Source organism: Phycicoccus sonneratiae, from assembly GCF_016887965.1.
In the GTDB taxonomy this organism is placed as follows: Bacteria; Actinomycetota; Actinomycetes; order Actinomycetales; family Dermatophilaceae; genus Phycicoccus; species Phycicoccus sonneratiae.
In genome coordinates, this window is the sequence record NZ_JAFDVD010000011.1 from 1 (window position 1) to 14,208 (window position 14,208).

At 75.5% G+C, this 14,208-nt stretch carries 15 protein-coding genes; 5 read left to right on the forward strand and 10 right to left on the reverse strand.

All coding sequences use genetic code 11. The features are described from left to right. Positions 1 to 62: 62 nt before the first annotated feature. On the reverse strand, positions 63 to 647 hold the full coding sequence (locus tag JQN70_RS10325; RefSeq protein WP_204131262.1) for a hypothetical protein: 585 nt from the start codon (positions 645 to 647) through the stop codon (positions 63 to 65). 141 nt (positions 648 to 788) lie between these two features. Between JQN70_RS10325 and JQN70_RS10330 the strand changes: the two genes are divergently transcribed. After that, a complete protein-coding gene (locus JQN70_RS10330; RefSeq protein WP_204131263.1) occupies positions 789 to 1,454 on the forward strand; it encodes a response regulator transcription factor in 666 nt (221 codons plus the stop codon). Then, complete coding sequence (locus tag JQN70_RS10335; RefSeq protein ID WP_307835915.1) at positions 1,451 to 2,818, forward strand: HAMP domain-containing sensor histidine kinase; 1,368 nt, start codon at positions 1,451 to 1,453, stop codon at positions 2,816 to 2,818. The genes JQN70_RS10330 and JQN70_RS10335 overlap by 4 nt, the downstream gene beginning before the upstream one ends. Positions 2,819 to 2,837: 19 nt before the next feature. Here JQN70_RS10335 and JQN70_RS10340 read toward each other — a convergent pair whose 3' ends face one another. Together JQN70_RS10340 and JQN70_RS10345 are read right to left on the reverse strand one after the other, a co-directional pair. Next, the gene (locus tag JQN70_RS10340) at positions 2,838 to 3,461 is read right to left on the reverse strand and encodes a MarC family protein (RefSeq protein ID WP_204131264.1); all 624 of its coding nucleotides are present in this window, start codon (positions 3,459 to 3,461) and stop codon (positions 2,838 to 2,840) included. Then, complete coding sequence (locus JQN70_RS10345; protein ID WP_204131265.1) at positions 3,458 to 4,303, reverse strand: PHP domain-containing protein; 846 nt, start codon at positions 4,301 to 4,303, stop codon at positions 3,458 to 3,460. The genes JQN70_RS10340 and JQN70_RS10345 overlap by 4 nt, the downstream gene beginning before the upstream one ends. A 97-nt stretch (positions 4,304 to 4,400) precedes the next feature. Here JQN70_RS10345 and JQN70_RS10350 point away from each other — a divergent pair, with 97 nt between their 5' ends. Together JQN70_RS10350 and JQN70_RS10355 are read left to right on the forward strand one after the other, a co-directional pair. Then, positions 4,401 to 4,907 carry a SigE family RNA polymerase sigma factor gene (locus JQN70_RS10350; RefSeq protein WP_204131266.1) on the forward strand — a complete coding sequence of 169 codons (507 nt, stop codon included), beginning with the start codon at positions 4,401 to 4,403 and terminating at the stop codon, positions 4,905 to 4,907. After that, a complete protein-coding gene (locus JQN70_RS10355; RefSeq protein WP_204131267.1) occupies positions 4,904 to 5,971 on the forward strand; it encodes a hypothetical protein in 1,068 nt (355 codons plus the stop codon). The genes JQN70_RS10350 and JQN70_RS10355 overlap by 4 nt, the downstream gene beginning before the upstream one ends. A 15-nt stretch (positions 5,972 to 5,986) precedes the next feature. Here JQN70_RS10355 and JQN70_RS10360 read toward each other — a convergent pair whose 3' ends face one another. Next, positions 5,987 to 6,529 (reverse strand): MaoC family dehydratase, encoded by a 543-nt coding sequence (locus JQN70_RS10360; protein WP_204131268.1) that lies wholly within the window; start codon positions 6,527 to 6,529, stop codon positions 5,987 to 5,989. A 112-nt stretch (positions 6,530 to 6,641) separates the two neighbouring features. Next, positions 6,642 to 7,580, reverse strand: a complete 939-nt coding sequence (locus tag JQN70_RS10365) for a type IV toxin-antitoxin system AbiEi family antitoxin domain-containing protein (protein ID WP_204131269.1) — start codon at positions 7,578 to 7,580, stop codon at positions 6,642 to 6,644. Positions 7,581 to 7,745: 165 nt separating this feature from the next. Between JQN70_RS10365 and glpK the strand changes: the two genes are divergently transcribed. Further along, positions 7,746 to 9,257 (forward strand): glycerol kinase GlpK, encoded by a 1,512-nt coding sequence (gene glpK / locus JQN70_RS10370; RefSeq protein WP_204131270.1) that lies wholly within the window; start codon positions 7,746 to 7,748, stop codon positions 9,255 to 9,257. A gap of 10 nt (positions 9,258 to 9,267) precedes the next feature. Here glpK and JQN70_RS10375 read toward each other — a convergent pair whose 3' ends face one another. From JQN70_RS10375 to JQN70_RS20025, 5 genes are all read right to left on the reverse strand, one after another. Continuing rightward, positions 9,268 to 9,624 carry a hypothetical protein gene (locus tag JQN70_RS10375; RefSeq protein WP_204131271.1) on the reverse strand — a complete coding sequence of 119 codons (357 nt, stop codon included), beginning with the start codon at positions 9,622 to 9,624 and terminating at the stop codon, positions 9,268 to 9,270. A 24-nt stretch (positions 9,625 to 9,648) separates the two neighbouring features. Next, positions 9,649 to 11,568, reverse strand: coding sequence for a PrsW family glutamic-type intramembrane protease (locus tag JQN70_RS10380; RefSeq protein ID WP_204131272.1), 1,920 nt, complete (start codon positions 11,566 to 11,568; stop codon positions 9,649 to 9,651). Between the two features lie 96 nt (positions 11,569 to 11,664). Then, positions 11,665 to 12,507 (reverse strand): serine hydrolase, encoded by an 843-nt coding sequence (locus tag JQN70_RS10385; protein WP_204131273.1) that lies wholly within the window; start codon positions 12,505 to 12,507, stop codon positions 11,665 to 11,667. 62 nt (positions 12,508 to 12,569) lie between these two features. Beyond that, positions 12,570 to 13,616 carry a DUF2332 domain-containing protein gene (locus JQN70_RS20020; RefSeq protein WP_307835916.1) on the reverse strand — a complete coding sequence of 349 codons (1,047 nt, stop codon included), beginning with the start codon at positions 13,614 to 13,616 and terminating at the stop codon, positions 12,570 to 12,572. After that, positions 13,613 to 14,122 carry a hypothetical protein gene (locus JQN70_RS20025; RefSeq protein ID WP_239111421.1) on the reverse strand — a complete coding sequence of 170 codons (510 nt, stop codon included), beginning with the start codon at positions 14,120 to 14,122 and terminating at the stop codon, positions 13,613 to 13,615. Before JQN70_RS20025 ends, JQN70_RS20020 begins: the two co-directional genes overlap by 4 nt. Between the last annotated feature and the right edge of the window lie 86 nt (positions 14,123 to 14,208).

Here is a 14,208-nt window from a genome sequence, read left to right on the forward strand (position 1 = left end):
CCCCCCCCCGGGCGGGTGCCGGGCCGGGGGGGGGCGGGGCGGCCGCCGGGCCCGCACGCCGGTCAGCTGCCCGACGGGGTCGAGGACGCCGACGGGGCCGGGGCGGGCGAGCAGTCCGCGCCACCGGCCGGCGGTGCCGGGGCCGCGGGGGCCTCGCCGGCCTTCGGCGCGGTCGGCGCGTCGCCGGCCTTGGGCGGGGTCGGCGCCTCGCCGGCCTTGGGCGGGGTGGGCGCCTCGCCCGCCTTCGGCGGGGTGGCGGCCGGTCCACCCGCGGGCGGCGCCGGTGCGGCACACCCGCACCCGGTCGTCGGGCTCGTCCCCGACCCGCCGTCGGAGGGAGCCGTGGTCGCCCCGTCCGTCGCCCCGGAGCCGTCACCCGACGGCACGGTGACCGAGGGAGCGCTCGAGCCGGTCGGGGTCGACGGGCCGTCGGCGTACGCGGCGCCCATCCACATCCCGCCGCCGAGGAGGGCGGCGGCGGCCACCCCGGCGGCGACGGTGAACCGGGTGCGGGTGCGCCCCACCGGTCGCTCCGCCACCGGGGTGGCCGAGGACGGGAGGGCGGCCATCTCGTGCGTGTCCCAGCGGCGGCCGTCGGGGTGCTGCGGGTCGGGGCCGGGCTGGTTGCGGTACAGGTTGTCGTCCACGGGGACTCCTCGGTGCCGGGCCCACCCCGGTGGCGGGCCGTCGGGACCGAGCCTGCGGACCCATCCTCAAGCCAGCCTCAAGCCGGCGGCCGGTGCGCATCCTTTGAGGAAACCTTGAGGTCGGCGACCCAGACTGGACCCATGGCCCCCGCCCGCATCCTCCTCGTCGAGGACGACGACGCCATCCGCGAGGCCGTCGCCGTGGCGCTGCGCGACGAGGGGTACGAGGTCGCCGCCCGGCGCGACGGCGACGCCCTCGAGGACCACCTCGAGGTCTTCCGCCCCGACCTCGTCGTCCTCGACTGGATGCTCCCCGGCCGCGACGGCCCGACCCTCGCCCGGGTGGTGCGCCGCTTCGGCGACGTCGGGGTCGTCATGCTCACCGCCCGCGACGAGGTGTCGTCGCGGCTGCGCGGGTTCGACTCCGGCGTCGACGACTACGTGACCAAGCCCTTCGCGATGGCCGAGCTCCTCGCCCGGCTGCGGGCGCTGCTGCGCCGGCTCGGGAGGGTCCCGTCGACCGTCGAGGTCGGTGACCTCGTCGTCGACCTCGACGCCGCCGTCGTCACCCGGGCGGGGCACCGGGTCGAGCTGACCGCCACCGAGCTGCGGCTCCTCGGCTTCCTCGTCGAGAACCGCGGCCGGACGATGTCGACGACCCAGATCCTCACCCAGGTCTGGGGCTACGAGGACGTCGCCGAGAACCTCGTGCAGGTCCACGTCTCGGCGCTACGGAAGAAGCTCGAGGCGCACGGTGGTCGCCTCGTCCACACCGTGCGCGGCATCGGCTACGTGGTGCGCGCGTGAGCCCCGGGGAACCCGGGCGCCTGCGCACCGGGTCGCTGCGCTGGCGGGTGACGGCCGCGGTGATGGTGCTGCTCGTCGCCCTGCTCCTCGTCCTGTCGGTCACCGTCGACCGGGTGCTGCGCTCACGCACCGAGGGCCAGCTCGAGCAGCGGCTCCTCGACCGGGTGGCGGTCGCCCAGGCCCTCGCCGACCAGGTGTCGGCGCAGGACCTCGTCGACCGCATCGGCGGCGAGGGCGTGTCGGTGCGGCTGACGACGGGCGACGGCGAGGTCCTGACGGCCGGCCCGCAGGCGGCCGCGCCGTCGCCGTCCGCCACCCCCGGGGGCCCGGCCCCGAAGCCCGGGCCGGCCGCCCCCGACCGGGTCCGGCGCAGCGGCGACGTGTACAGCGTCGAGCGCCGGCTGCCCGTCGGCGAGCTGGTGCTCACGACGGACGCCGGTGGTCTGCGCCAGACCCTCTCCCAGGTGCGGGTCGTCCTGGCGCTGTCCTCCCTCGGCGTCCTCGTCCTCGCGGCGCTGCTCGTCGGCCTCCTCACCGGCCGCCTCCTGCGACCGCTCGACACGATGACGACGACGGCCCGCTCCATCGCCGCCGGCGACCGCGGGCGGCGGCTGCGACCCGATCCCCCCGACACCGAGCTCGGACGGATGGCCGGCGCCTTCGACGACATGCTCGACGCCGTCGAGGGTGCGGAGGGCCGGGCCCGCGCCGCCGAGGCCCGGGTCCGCGACTTCGTCCTCGAGGCGGCCCACGAGCTGCGGACCCCGCTCGCCGGCGTGCAGGCCTCGGCCGAGGCGCTGCTGCTCGGGCACCCCGGCCGCGAGGAGCGGGAGCGGCTCCTCGCCGGGGTGGTGCGCGAGTCGCAGCGTGCCGGCCGGCTCGCCGACGACCTGCTGCTCATGGCCCGCATCGACCGCGGGGTCGAGCTCGAGCGCGGGCCGGTCGACCTGCGCCTCCTCGCCGAGGACGTCGCGGCCACGGCCACCCGGCGCCCGGGCGCGGCGGTCAGCGTGGGGTCCGCGCACGGGCCGTCGGTCGTCGAGGCCGACGCCGACCGCGTGACCCAGGTGCTGACCAACCTCGTCGACAACGCCCGCCGCGCCACCGGGCCGGACGGGCGCGTGCGCCTCGAGGTCGGACCGGGCGGGCGGGTGGTCGTCGCCGACGACGGCCCGGGCGTGCCCGCCGCGGACCGCGAGCGCATCTTCGAGCGGCTCGTCCGCCTGGACGCCGCCCGCTCGCGCGACCGCGGCGGTGCCGGCCTCGGGCTGCCGATCGCGCGCGGGCTGGCCCGGGCGCACGGCGGCGACCTGCGCCTCCTCGACACCGGCACGGGCGCGGCCTTCGAGCTGACCCTGCCCTGAGGCGGCCGCGCGCCCGGCGTCAGCCGCTCGCGCCCGCCCCGCGGACGAAGGCGGTGACGGCGTCGGCGACCATCTGCACGGCGATCGCCGAGAGCAGCAGGCCGGCGATCCGGGTGAGCAGGACGATGCCGCTGTCCTTGAGGAGCCGCGCCAGCGGGAGCGCGAACCGGAAGACGAGGAAGACGAGGAACAGCGCCGCGACGAGGGCCAGCCCGACGGCGAGCAGGCCGCCGGACCCGTCGGCGCCCTGCACGGCGAGCATCGTCGCGACGATGGCACCGGGCCCGGCGAGGAGCGGCGTCCCGAGCGGGACGAGGGCCACGTTCACTCCGGCGTCGGCGTGCTGCTCGGACTCGGCGCCGGTGAGCAGCTGGAGCGCGACGATGAGCAGCAGCAGCCCGCCGGACGCCTGGAGGGCCGGCAGCGAGATGTGCAGGTAGTCGAGGATGCGCTGGCCGAAGACCGCGAACGACGCGATGACCCCGAGCGCGACGAGGCTCGCCCGGCGGGCTGCCGCCACCTTCTGCTTCGGCGTCAGCGGACCGGTGAGGGCCAGGAAGATCGGGATCGCCCCGGGCGGGTCGAGGATGACGACGAGCGTGACGAACGTCGTCGTGAACGCGGAGAGGTCGAACCAGCTCACGCCCGGACCACCTCCGCGCCCGTGGCCGAGGCCTCGATGCGTTCGAGCACGTCGGGGTCGGTCGTGTTCTCGCCCAAGCGGTTCCGCTTGCCCTCGCCGTGGTAGTCGCTCGACCCCGTGACGAACAGGCCGAGCCGGGCCGCGAGGTCGGTGAGGTGCGTGACGTCGTGCGGCTCGTGGTCGCGGTGGTGCACCTCGAGGCCGGCGAGCCCGGCGGCGGCCAGCTCCTCGATGAGCGCGTCGCCCACCGTGCCGGTGCGCGTGCGCGAGGACGGGTGGGCGACGACGGGCACTCCCCCGGCGGCGCGGACGACCTCGACCGCGCGCACGGGGTCGGGTGCGTAGTGGGAGACGTAGAACGGGCTGTCGTCGGACAGCCAGCGGGCGAAGGCCTCGTCGCGGTGCGTCACGACGCCCGCCCGCACGAGCGCGTCGGCGATGTGCGGCCGGCCGGGCGTGGCCCCCTCGTCGACCTCGGCGCGGACCGCCTCGACCGTGACCGGGATGCCGGCGGCGGCCATCCTCCCCACCATCCGGTCGAGCCGGGAGTCGCGGCTGTCGCGGGCCTGCTCGAGCTCGGCGACGAGGTCCGGGTGGCTCGGGTCGGGCAGGTACGCGAGGAGGTGGAGCGAGCGGCCGCGGCGCCCGCAGGAGACCTCGATGCCCGGCACGAGCGCGACACCCGCGCGCCGGGCCGCCTCGGTGGCCTCGGCCCAGCCGAGCGTCGTGTCGTGGTCGGTGATCGCGACGACGCCCAGACCCGCCGCGGCGGCGGAGGCGACGAGGTCCGCGGGGGACTCCGTGCCGTCGCTCGCGGTGGAGTGGGCGTGCAGGTCGATCACCCGCAGATGCTACCGGCGTGCGGAGAGGGGGCCGACCGAGGCAACCTTTCCCCGGGTACCCCCGTAGAGAGGGTGTGACCGAGCACCTGGAGGGACCATGACCACACGGGTGAGGGCCGAGCGCGACGCCGCGTTCACGGCCTTCGTCGAGCAGGCGTCGCCGTCGCTGCTGCGCACGGCCTGGCTGCTCACCGGCGACCACCACGCGGCCCACGAGCTCGTGCAGGCCGCCCTCGTCAAGACCTACGTCGTCTGGCCGCGGGTGCGTCCGGAGGGGGCGCTCGCGTACGCGCGCAAGATCCTCGTCAACGAGCGGACCGATGCCTGGCGCCGCCGCCGCGGCGAGGTGGTCGTCGGGGAGGTGCCGGAGGCGGGCGTCGCCCCGTCGTCCACGAGCGAGGACCGCGACCTCGTCGTCCGGCTGCTCGCCGGCCTCCCGGACCAGCAGCGGCGCGTCGTCGTCCTGCGCTACTACACCGACCTCAGCGAGCAGGCCGTCGCCGACCTGCTCGACATCTCGCTCGGCTCCGTGAAGTCCGCCGCCTCGCGCGGGCTCGCCGCCCTGCGCACCCAGCTCGCCACGACCGACGGGAGTACCCGATGAGCCACGACGTCTTCGAGGACGAGCTGCGTGCTCGCCTGCTCGGCGCCACCGAGGCCGAGGCCCCGGCCTTCCACGACATCGACACCGCGGAGGTGCTCGGCACCGGCCGGCGCATCGTGCGGCGGCGGCGGATGGCCGCCGTCGGCGGGACGCTGGCCGCCGTGACCGTCCTCGGCGCGGGTTCCTGGGCCGTGCTGGACGGCACGACGAACCGCGCCGCCGACGAGATCCCGGCCACGCGCAGCAGCGGCCCGCAGGTCGCCCCCGACGTCGTGTCGGTCTCCCTGCCGGCCGGCGACGGGGGCGCGGTCCCGGTCTACACGGTCCACCTCGAGCGCAGGACGGGCCGGGTCACCGTCGCCTCGGTCTCCGCAGCCGGGACGGCCACCGACCTCGGTGACGTCGGCCGGGTGCCGGCCGACCGGCCGTCGGCCGTCTACGCCACGGTCTCGCACGACCCCTTCGTCGCCGTCGGGGTCGTCCCCGCCGACGCCGAGCAGCTGATGCCCCGCTTCACCGGGGGCGACCTCGGCGGGGTGAGCACCGAGGAGGGCGCACTCCCGACGACGACGTGGAAGGCCTTCCTCGTCCACTCGGAGAAGTCACCCGCGGACGCCGACCTCACGGGGCTCGACTGGGCCGGTGGCGGACGGGTCTTCGACGAGGGTGGGCGCCAGCTGCCGAGTGCCGGCCTCGGGGACCGGACGGTGTACCTCGACACCGCGGGCGGCGAGGTCGGCGTGGTCACGGCGGACGGCAGCGCCCGGTCGCCGTTGTCCTCGACGCCGGCCGGCGATCCCCCGCACGTCACGACGGCCGTGAAGCAGGACGGCAGGCCGACCGTCACGACGACCGCCCTCGTGCTGCCGATCGACGCGCAGGACGTCCTCGTCGAGGCCGCCCCGGGTGCCACCCTGCGCTCGAGCGACACCGCACCGCTGTTCGACGGGGCGGGCCTGGCGGTGGTGGCCGTGGTCGAGGGGCCGGACTCGGCCGTCCCGGCGGTGGCGCGGGTGCGCTGGACCGTCGACGGTGCGGCACGGGACTGGACGCCGAGCGGATGAGACGGTCGCGGGACGTCAGTCCTGCGTGGTGGCCGCCGGACCAGCCCAGTTCCGGTCCGGCTGCGGCGCGGGGCGGCCGGGCTGCTCGCCGCCACGGGCCTCGAGGTAGTTCTCCTTGGGCACCATGACCTTGCGGCGGAAGATGCAGACGACCGTGCCGTCCTGGTTGTAGCCGATCGTCTCGACGTGGACGACGCCGCGGTCGTCCTTGCTCGTGCTCTCCCACTTGTCGAGCACGGTCGTCTCGCCGTAGAGGGTGTCGCCGTGGAAGGTCGGCGCGACGTGGCGCAGGCTCTCGATCTCGAGGTTGGCGATCGCCTTGCCGCTGACGTCCGGGACGCTCATCCCGAGGAGGATCGAGTACACGTAGTTGCCGACGACGACGTTCTTCCCGAACTGCGTCGTCTCCTCGGCGTAGTGGGAGTCGAGGTGCAGCGGGTGGTGGTTCATCGTCAGGAGGCAGAACAGGTGGTCGTCGTACTCGGTGACCGTCTTGCCGGGCCAGTGCTTGTAGGTGGCACCGACCTCGAACTCCTCGTAGCTGCGGCCGAACTGCACGTCGTCTCCTCCGGTCGTGGGTCCGGCCATCCTCCCGTGCGGCGTCCGGCCGTGGCAGCCCCCGGCTGCGTGCCCTTCCCCACACCCGCGCGGGCCGGACGGGGTTGTCGGCTCAGGACGCGGACACGACCCCGCCCGGTGCCGACAACCCCGCCATCGCCCGGCGGATGCGCACCACGACGCGCTCCGGGTGGTCGAGGTCGGCCCAGGTGACCCGGACGACGACGTAGCCGAGCGCCCGCAACCGATCCTCACGGCGCTTCTCGGCGACCAGCGCGCCGCGACCGTCCGCGCCCGCGTACTTGACGGCGACGTCGAACTCGACGACGACCCGCTCTCCGACGAGCAGGTCGACGCGGGCGACGAGCCCCACCTCGTCCGCGATCGGCACCTGCGCCCGGACCTCGAAGCCGGCGTCGACGAGGAACAGGCGGGTCAGGCTCTCGCCAGGCGACTCCGACAAGGCGCTGCACCGCGCGAGGACCGACTGCGCCCGCTGCTGCTGCATCGGCCGACGCGCCAGGCCCAGGAGCACCTCGCCCACCTCCTCGCGCGACACGCGGCCCTCGTGCAGCGCCGCGTCCACCGGGACGAGCGCGGCCCGGACCCCGGAGCGCAGCGTGACCTGTGCGAGCGCGACGGCCAGCGGCACGCACCGGTAGCCGTCGGCCACCACGTGGTCGGCGGTCGCGCGCGGGTGCATCCGCAGGCCACCCGCGGTCCGGGTGCGCTCGACGTCGGCGAGCACGTCGACGACGTCGAGCGGCACGCCGACGAGCGGGAGTCCGTGGAGCGCCGGCGCCGACCGGTGCGATGCGACGTCGCCGCGCCGCGTCCGGAGGACCGCCCGGGTCCGCAGCGCGAGCCGCTCCTCGGGCCCGGCGGCATCCCACGCCTCCCCGAGCACGTAGGCGTCCCGACGCACGCGCACGAGCTCGCCCGACCGGCGACCGCGACGCAGGGTCGTCTCGTCGACGCCGAGGACGCCGGCCTCGCCACTCGTGAACACCGCGCCGCGCCCGAGCGCGAATGCCGTCAGCCGACCGTCCATCGGGTGATCGTCGCGGAGTCGGGCCGGCCGGCCGTGAGGTTCTCCACAGGCGCGGGCCAGGACGGGGTTGTCGGCGGCGGACGCGCAGACAACCCCGTCCCGCGCCGACAACCCCGTCGGCGGGCGGCGGTGCGGCGCAGGCAGCCGGAGTCCTAGGGTCGGGGCATGGCGGACTTCATCGGCGCGGTCGACCAGGGCACGACGAGCACCCGGTTCATGGTCTTCGACCACGACGGACGCGAGGTGGCTCGCCACCAGCTCGAGCACGAGCAGCTCCTCCCCCGCGCCGGGTGGGTCGAGCACAACCCGCTGGAGATCTGGGACCGCACCCAGACCGTCATCGGCTCGGCCCTCACCGGCGCCGGCCTCGCGACCTCCGACCTCGCCGCCATCGGCATCACCAACCAGCGCGAGACCGCGGTCGTCTGGGACCGCCGCACCGGCCGGCCGCTGCACAACGCCATCGTCTGGCAGGACACGCGCACCGCGTCCATCGCCAGGGCCCTCGACGCCGACGGCCGCGGCGACGTCGTCCGGCGCAAGGCCGGACTCCCGCCCGCCACGTACTTCAGCGCCGGCAAGGTCCAGTGGATGCTCGAGAACGTCGACGGCCTGCGCGACGCGGCCGAGCGCGGCGACGCGCTCTTCGGCACCCCGGACACCTGGGTGGTCTGGAACCTCACCGGCGGCCCGGACGGCGGCCGGCACGTCACCGACGTCACCAACGCGAGCCGCACGATGCTCATGGACCTCACGACGCTCGACTGGGACGACGAGCTGCTCGGCTTCTTCGGCATCCCGCGGGCGATGCTGCCGACCATCCACCCGAGCAGCCATGCCGAGGCCTACGGCACGACGAGCGGGGTCCGGGGCTCCACCCGTGTCCCCATCGCCGGCGTCCTCGGCGACCAGCAGGCGGCCACCGTGGGCCAGGTCTGCTTCGAGCCCGGAGAGGCCAAGAACACCTACGGCACAGGCAACTTCCTCCTGCTCAACACCGGCGAGGAGCTCGTCCGCAGCAAGAACGGCCTCCTGACGACCGTGGCCTACCAGCTCGGCGACGCCAAGCCGGTGTACGCCCTCGAGGGTTCGATCGCGGTCACCGGCAGCGCCGTCCAGTGGCTGCGCGACCAGCTCGGCATCATCAGCGGAGCGAGCGAGGTCGAACGGCTCGCGGCGCAGGTCGAGGACACCGGGGGCGTCTACTTCGTCCCCGCGTTCAGCGGCCTGTTCGCCCCCTACTGGCGCAGCGACGCCCGCGGCGCCATCGTCGGCCTCTCCCGCTTCAACACCAACGCGCACCTCGCCCGGGCCACCCTCGAGGCCATCTGCTACCAGTCCCGCGACGTCGCGGAGGCGATGGAGGCCGACTCCGGCGTCGAGATGACCTGCCTCAAGGTCGACGGCGGGGTCACGTCCAACCGCCTCTGCATGCAGCTGCAGGCCGACGTCCTCGGCGTGCCGGTGTCGCGTCCGGTCGTCGCCGAGACCACCGCGCTCGGCGCCGCCTACGCGGCCGGGCTCGCGACCGGCTTCTGGTCGGGCACCGACGAGCTGCGCGCCAACTGGGCCGAGGACGAGCGGTGGGAGCCGACGTGGTCCGAGGACCAGCGGCGCGACGGCTACGCCGGGTGGAAGAAGGCCGTCGAGCGGACCCTCGACTGGGTCGAGGACTGAGCGGCTCGGCTCACTCCGGGGCCAGCACCTCGCTGACGGCCTCGAGGACCTCGACCCGCCACCGCGCCGGGACGGTGTCGAGGAAGGCGAGGACGGTCGCGGTCAGCGACTCGCCCGCCCGGGGCGCCAGCCCGGGGGCGGACGGGGCGTCGTCGAGGTCGGCCGGGTCGCCGAGGTCCGCCGGACCGGTCGGGGCCGCCGCCGCCGCGGCCTCGAACACCGCGTCGAAGTGCGCGTCGAGGTCGGCAACCGTCGCGGCCCGGACGTCCTCGGGCAGCGCCGCGAGCGCGGCCACGGCCTCCTCGCCGAGCAGGTCCGCCGGCGGGACCCAGACCGTGTGCGCGGCGCCGGTGTCGTCGATCCACATGGTGTCCTCCTCCCGTCCGGCAGCCTAGGGGCCCTTGTAGATGAAGTGGCGGATGAGCTCGCGTCCACCCTTGACCGCGCGGACGGTGACGTCCGCCCAGCCGTACTTGCCGTAGCGCACCGGCGGCACGTCGGCGTCGAACCCCCGGGCCCGCATCCGGGCCGCCCACCGGTTCGCCTGGCCCTTGATGTCCGCCACGCTCTTCCCGTAGGTCCGGGTCCGGCTCGTGTTGTCGGTGTACCGCGGCGGGGGGTCCCCGCCCGAGCCACGACCACCGCCCCCGCCACCGTCGTTCGCCTGGTTCATGAGGACGCCGGACTCGGCGAGGATCGCCCCGGTCGTCAGGGTGAGGACGAAGGCCGACGACACCTCGAGCACCGGGACCAGCAGCCCACCGGCACCGACCGCGAAGAGCAGGGACGGCGGGAACATCACGAAGGACATGAGGACGAGGGCCAGCCCGGCAACGAGCAGGAGCGTCGACAGGGCGTCGAGCACGTGGAAGGTCGGCGCCACCCGGCCGTTCGGGTCACGCTCGACGACGGTCAGCGCGAGCATCAGCACCGCGACGCCCAGGGACGACAGCGCGGTCGCGAAGCGGGCGTCCCTCCGCAGTGCGACCTCGTGGAGGCTCGGTTGCGGTACCGCGCGGGTCGAGGTCCAGAGCCCCCGCAGCTGGGAGGCAGTGAGCAGGCCGCCCGCGAGCACACCAGCCGCGAGCAGCCACAGCCCGACCGTGCTCGTCAGGGCGCGCTGGACCGACGCCGTGAACGGGAAGGCACCGAGGACGAGGTAGAGCACGGCCGGCACGAGGGCCAGCGCCCAGAGGACGAGCCGCCAGGACCGCAGCGCCGACAGGTCGAGCCCGCCGAGCAGCCGCCGCCCCGCCCCCTGCCACGCTGCCGTGGCGCCCGGCGCCTCCAGGGCCCGGGCCACCGGTGCGATGCCGTCCGCGAGCCCCGGCTCCGGGGTACCCGCGGCCAGCGCCCGCAGGGCCGCGCGCCGGCTGAGGACGAACTGCCAGGTGACCAGGGTGCTCCAGGGTGGCGCCAGCGTGACGAGGCGGGCGAGCCGGCCGGCGTCGAGGCCCATGGTCCGCTCCCCCGCGAGGAGGACGTCCGGACGCTCCCGGCGCCCGCGGGCCAGGGCCAGGCGGTCGAGCACCACCGCGACGAGCAGGGCCGGGACGAGGAGGAGGTGCAGGTGGTCGCCGAACCAGGCGAGCAGGTCGCTGAGGACCCCGTCAGCGTGCGGCGGCAGCTCGAGCCGGGCGTTGTAGTTGGCGTGGTCGAGGGCGACGCCGAGCGTGGGCAGCAGGCCGAGCAGGCGCAGCGCGTCGCGGCGCCGCCCGAACCACGCGATGCCGAGGGCCGCGAAGGCCGTCCAGACGAGGTGCTGCGGGGTGTCGCCGGCGGAGGCGAAGAGCTCGCTGTACGCCGCCGGCACCGGGAGCCACGACGTCCCGGAGGTCCAGAGCGAGGGAACGGTGACCGTCCCCCCGAGGCCGGCCGAGACGAGGTAGCCGCCGTGGACGTGCGTCGCGGCGAGCCCGAGCCGCGAGAAGCGCAGGACCGCCTCGAGCAGCTCGAACCCCATGCCCAACGCAGCACCGAGCAGCAGGTGGTCGACGTACCCGAGCTGGCGGTACGCCCGGGGCCTGCGCCACGCGAGCCAGAGGAGCGGCAGGACCTTGGCGACCTCCTCGATGACCGGGTCGACGGTCCAGGCGGCGAACCGCTGCACGTCGGCCACGGTGGCGACCCCGAGCGCACCCACGGCTCGCGTCCAGCCCCACTGGAGGACGGCCGCCCCCACCCCGCACACGAGCGCCCCGACGGCGAGGGCCTGCACCACGGTGCTCCAGCGGACGGAGCGCGCCGGGGACCCGAGCACCGTCAGCTGGGTCACCGCGACGATGGCGGCGACGACCATGAGGAGCAGCATGGGACCTCCGCGTCAGGCCGCGACCAGACTAGGGAGCCGCCGTCGGGACGGCAAGGGTCCGGGGCCGGCACTGGCGGCCGGCCTCCCCGCCGGCGGTCAGGCCAGCGGCTGGTCGAGTGCGTCGAACACGATGCGGCACAACCGGTTCACTGTCTCCTGGCCGTACCCGTACCCGTTGTGCGACCGCGACATGAAGGCCAGCTGGAAGCTGCGACCCTGCCCCGACACGTGGCCGACGCCGTTGAGCCGGTAGCCGTCGGAGCGGGGACCCCAGCCGTTCTTCAGCTCGACGTGCACCGAGGACGGCAGCCCGTCGCCCAGTCCCCACGTCTGGCTGGGGGTGACCGACGCCATGAGCGACCGGGCGTAGGCCCGGCGGTCGGACGTCAGGTAGGTGCCGAGGACGAGCTGGTTCATCGTCTGCACGAGGTCGCGTGGCGACGACGTCGAGTGCCCCCACCAGGTCGGCGCGCGGAAGACCGTGCTGCCGTGGACCGTCGTCTCCCGCAACCCGATCTGGTCGGCGACGATGCGCAGCCGGCGCAGGGTCGCGAACCGCACGAGCGCGTCGGTGGCGTCGTTGTCCGAGCTCCGGATCATCCGCGAGGCGAGCGACTTCTGGCTGCTCGTGAGCCCCTGCCCACGGTCCTGCATGATCTTCAGCGTCGTGATGAGGACGAGCACCTTGATGGTGCTGTGCGTGTGCCGGTTCAACGGCGGACGCCAGGCGAAGTAGCGACCGGTGCGGTTGTCGCGCACCATGAGTCCGGCGTTGCCTGCGCGGGTCGCCATGTACCGGTCGAGGGCCGCGGTGAGCTGGGCGGGGGTGTCCACCCCGGCCGCGGCCGCCGGTGCCGCACCGAGCCCCAGGGCGCCGAGCGCGATCCCGACCGACCCGGCGCGCACGACCTCACGGCGTCCCGGTGCCGATGTCCCCATACCCCGCTCCTCCCGCTCCGTGGACGGCGATCGTCCCACGGGGCGGTGCGGCGCACCACCGTTCAGGAGTGCACGAGCTCCAGGGGCGGTCCGTGGTGGGCGCAGCCGGCGAGGACCTCGCCGTCGAGCTCGACGACCGGCAGGTGTCCGGGCGAGGTGTCGGGGCGGGTCCGGTCCGCCGTCCAGGGGTTCTCCATCGCGACGTGGGCGACGGGGATGCGGGAGCGGGCCTCCTCGACGGCCGACTCGAGGGCCTGCGACTCCTCGAGCGGCCAGTAGAGGCGGGTCACCGAGTGCCAGACGACCGTGAGCAGGTCGTCCTCGACGGGTTCGGCGAGCCGCTCGCGGACCCAGTCCGCCGCCCGGGCGCGGTCGAGGACGACGGGGGTGGTGGCCAGCGCGGCGAGCGCGCCCTCGAGCCGTGCGTGCCGGTCGAGCATCCACGGCCAGACGAAGGAGCGGAGGTGGGTCGCACCCTCCTCCCGCGTCGCGTCGACGGGCGCGACGTCGCAGCCCCGTCGCCCGACGACGGTGAACTCCTCGGGGCGCAGCCCACGGGCACCGCACCCGTCGACGACGAGTGGTGCGTCGAGGGGGCCGTGCGCCCATCCGTCACCGACGAACCGGTACCGGTCCACGAGCAGGCCGAGCCCCGCCGACGCCCCCGGCTCGAGCAGTCGCACCCGACGGATGCCGCTGCGCCGCACCGCCTCCGAGACGCCGACGAGCAGGGCGAGCGTGCGCGCCGGCTCGTTCGTCTGGGGTGCTTCGTCGAGCGAGGCCCGGAGCTCGTCGACGTGGGCGGACAGCACCGGACGGACCGCCGCCCACGCGTCGGACGGGTCCTCGTCGCCGCCGAGGCACGGGTAGAACGGCTCGAGCTGGGGTGCCTCGCCGCGCAGGACGAGCCGGAACAGCCCGGCGAGGAGGCGCAGCTGGGGGAACTGCCGGGCCTCGGCGTCCTCCCAGCCGTCGAAGAGCTCGCGGGTGACGCCGCCGGCGTCCCAGTCGTCGGCCATCTCGGCGAGGAGGACGCCGTAGAGGTGCTCGCGGTGGCCGAAGTGCACGCGGAACCGCTCGGCGAGCGAGGGCTCCGCGGAGGTGGTCACGGGAGCAGTCCGCCGATGACGCCGGGGACGACGTCGAGCAGGCTGCCGCCCGGGGAGGGCGTCGAGGTCGGCGTCGGCGTGGCGCTCGGGGTGGCGGAGGGGCTCGACGACGATCCGGGAGTGGACGGGCTCGGGTCGGGCGTGCCCGACCGGGCCGCGCTCGGGGTCGCCGACGCGGTGGCGGACGGCGTCGGGGAGGGTGCCGGGTCGGCGGCGTCGGCGGCCGGGTCGGCGGCGTCGGCGGCCGGGGCCGAGGGCCGGCTCGGGGGCGCGCTGCGGGTGAAGCTGCGCGAGGCCCGGTTGAGGCCGTCTCCGCGCTCCGTCGTCGTCGTGGACGCGGGCTCGGTGGTGGTCGTCCCCGTGCTGTCGGGGGCGGCGGCCACCCGCGGGGCCTCGGCGCTGCCGTCGGCGAGGGTGGTGGCGAAGCCGCCGGTGGCGAGGAGCGCGACAGCCCCTGCGGCGACCGCGGCGGGGGTCCGTCGGCGTCGTGCGCTGTGCTTGCCCATCCGGCCAGTCTCGCAACGGCCGCACGCCGGTCGCAAACCGGTGCCCGCCTCCCGTGGCCGACCTCACCCCCGTGCCGTGGCAGCAT

What these genes read in the sequence shown, in the direction of transcription:
- JQN70_RS10350 (WP_204131266.1), top strand. Translation starts at nt 4,401, where the DNA reads ATGACCACACGGGTGAGGGCCGAGCGCGACGCCGCGTTCACGGCCTTC.
- glpK (WP_204131270.1), top strand. Translation starts at nt 7,746, where the DNA reads ATGGCGGACTTCATCGGCGCGGTCGACCAGGGCACGACGAGCACCCGG.
- JQN70_RS20025 (WP_239111421.1), bottom strand. Translation starts at nt 14,122, where the DNA reads ATGGGCAAGCACAGCGCACGACGCCGACGGACCCCCGCCGCGGTCGCC.
- JQN70_RS10375 (WP_204131271.1), bottom strand. Translation starts at nt 9,624, where the DNA reads ATGTGGATCGACGACACCGGCGCCGCGCACACGGTCTGGGTCCCGCCG.
- JQN70_RS10355 (WP_204131267.1), top strand. Translation starts at nt 4,904, where the DNA reads ATGAGCCACGACGTCTTCGAGGACGAGCTGCGTGCTCGCCTGCTCGGC.
- JQN70_RS10385 (WP_204131273.1), bottom strand. Translation starts at nt 12,507, where the DNA reads ATGGGGACATCGGCACCGGGACGCCGTGAGGTCGTGCGCGCCGGGTCG.
- JQN70_RS10330 (WP_204131263.1), top strand. Translation starts at nt 789, where the DNA reads ATGGCCCCCGCCCGCATCCTCCTCGTCGAGGACGACGACGCCATCCGC.
- JQN70_RS10365 (WP_204131269.1), bottom strand. Translation starts at nt 7,580, where the DNA reads ATGGACGGTCGGCTGACGGCATTCGCGCTCGGGCGCGGCGCGGTGTTC.
- JQN70_RS10380 (WP_204131272.1), bottom strand. Translation starts at nt 11,568, where the DNA reads ATGCTGCTCCTCATGGTCGTCGCCGCCATCGTCGCGGTGACCCAGCTG.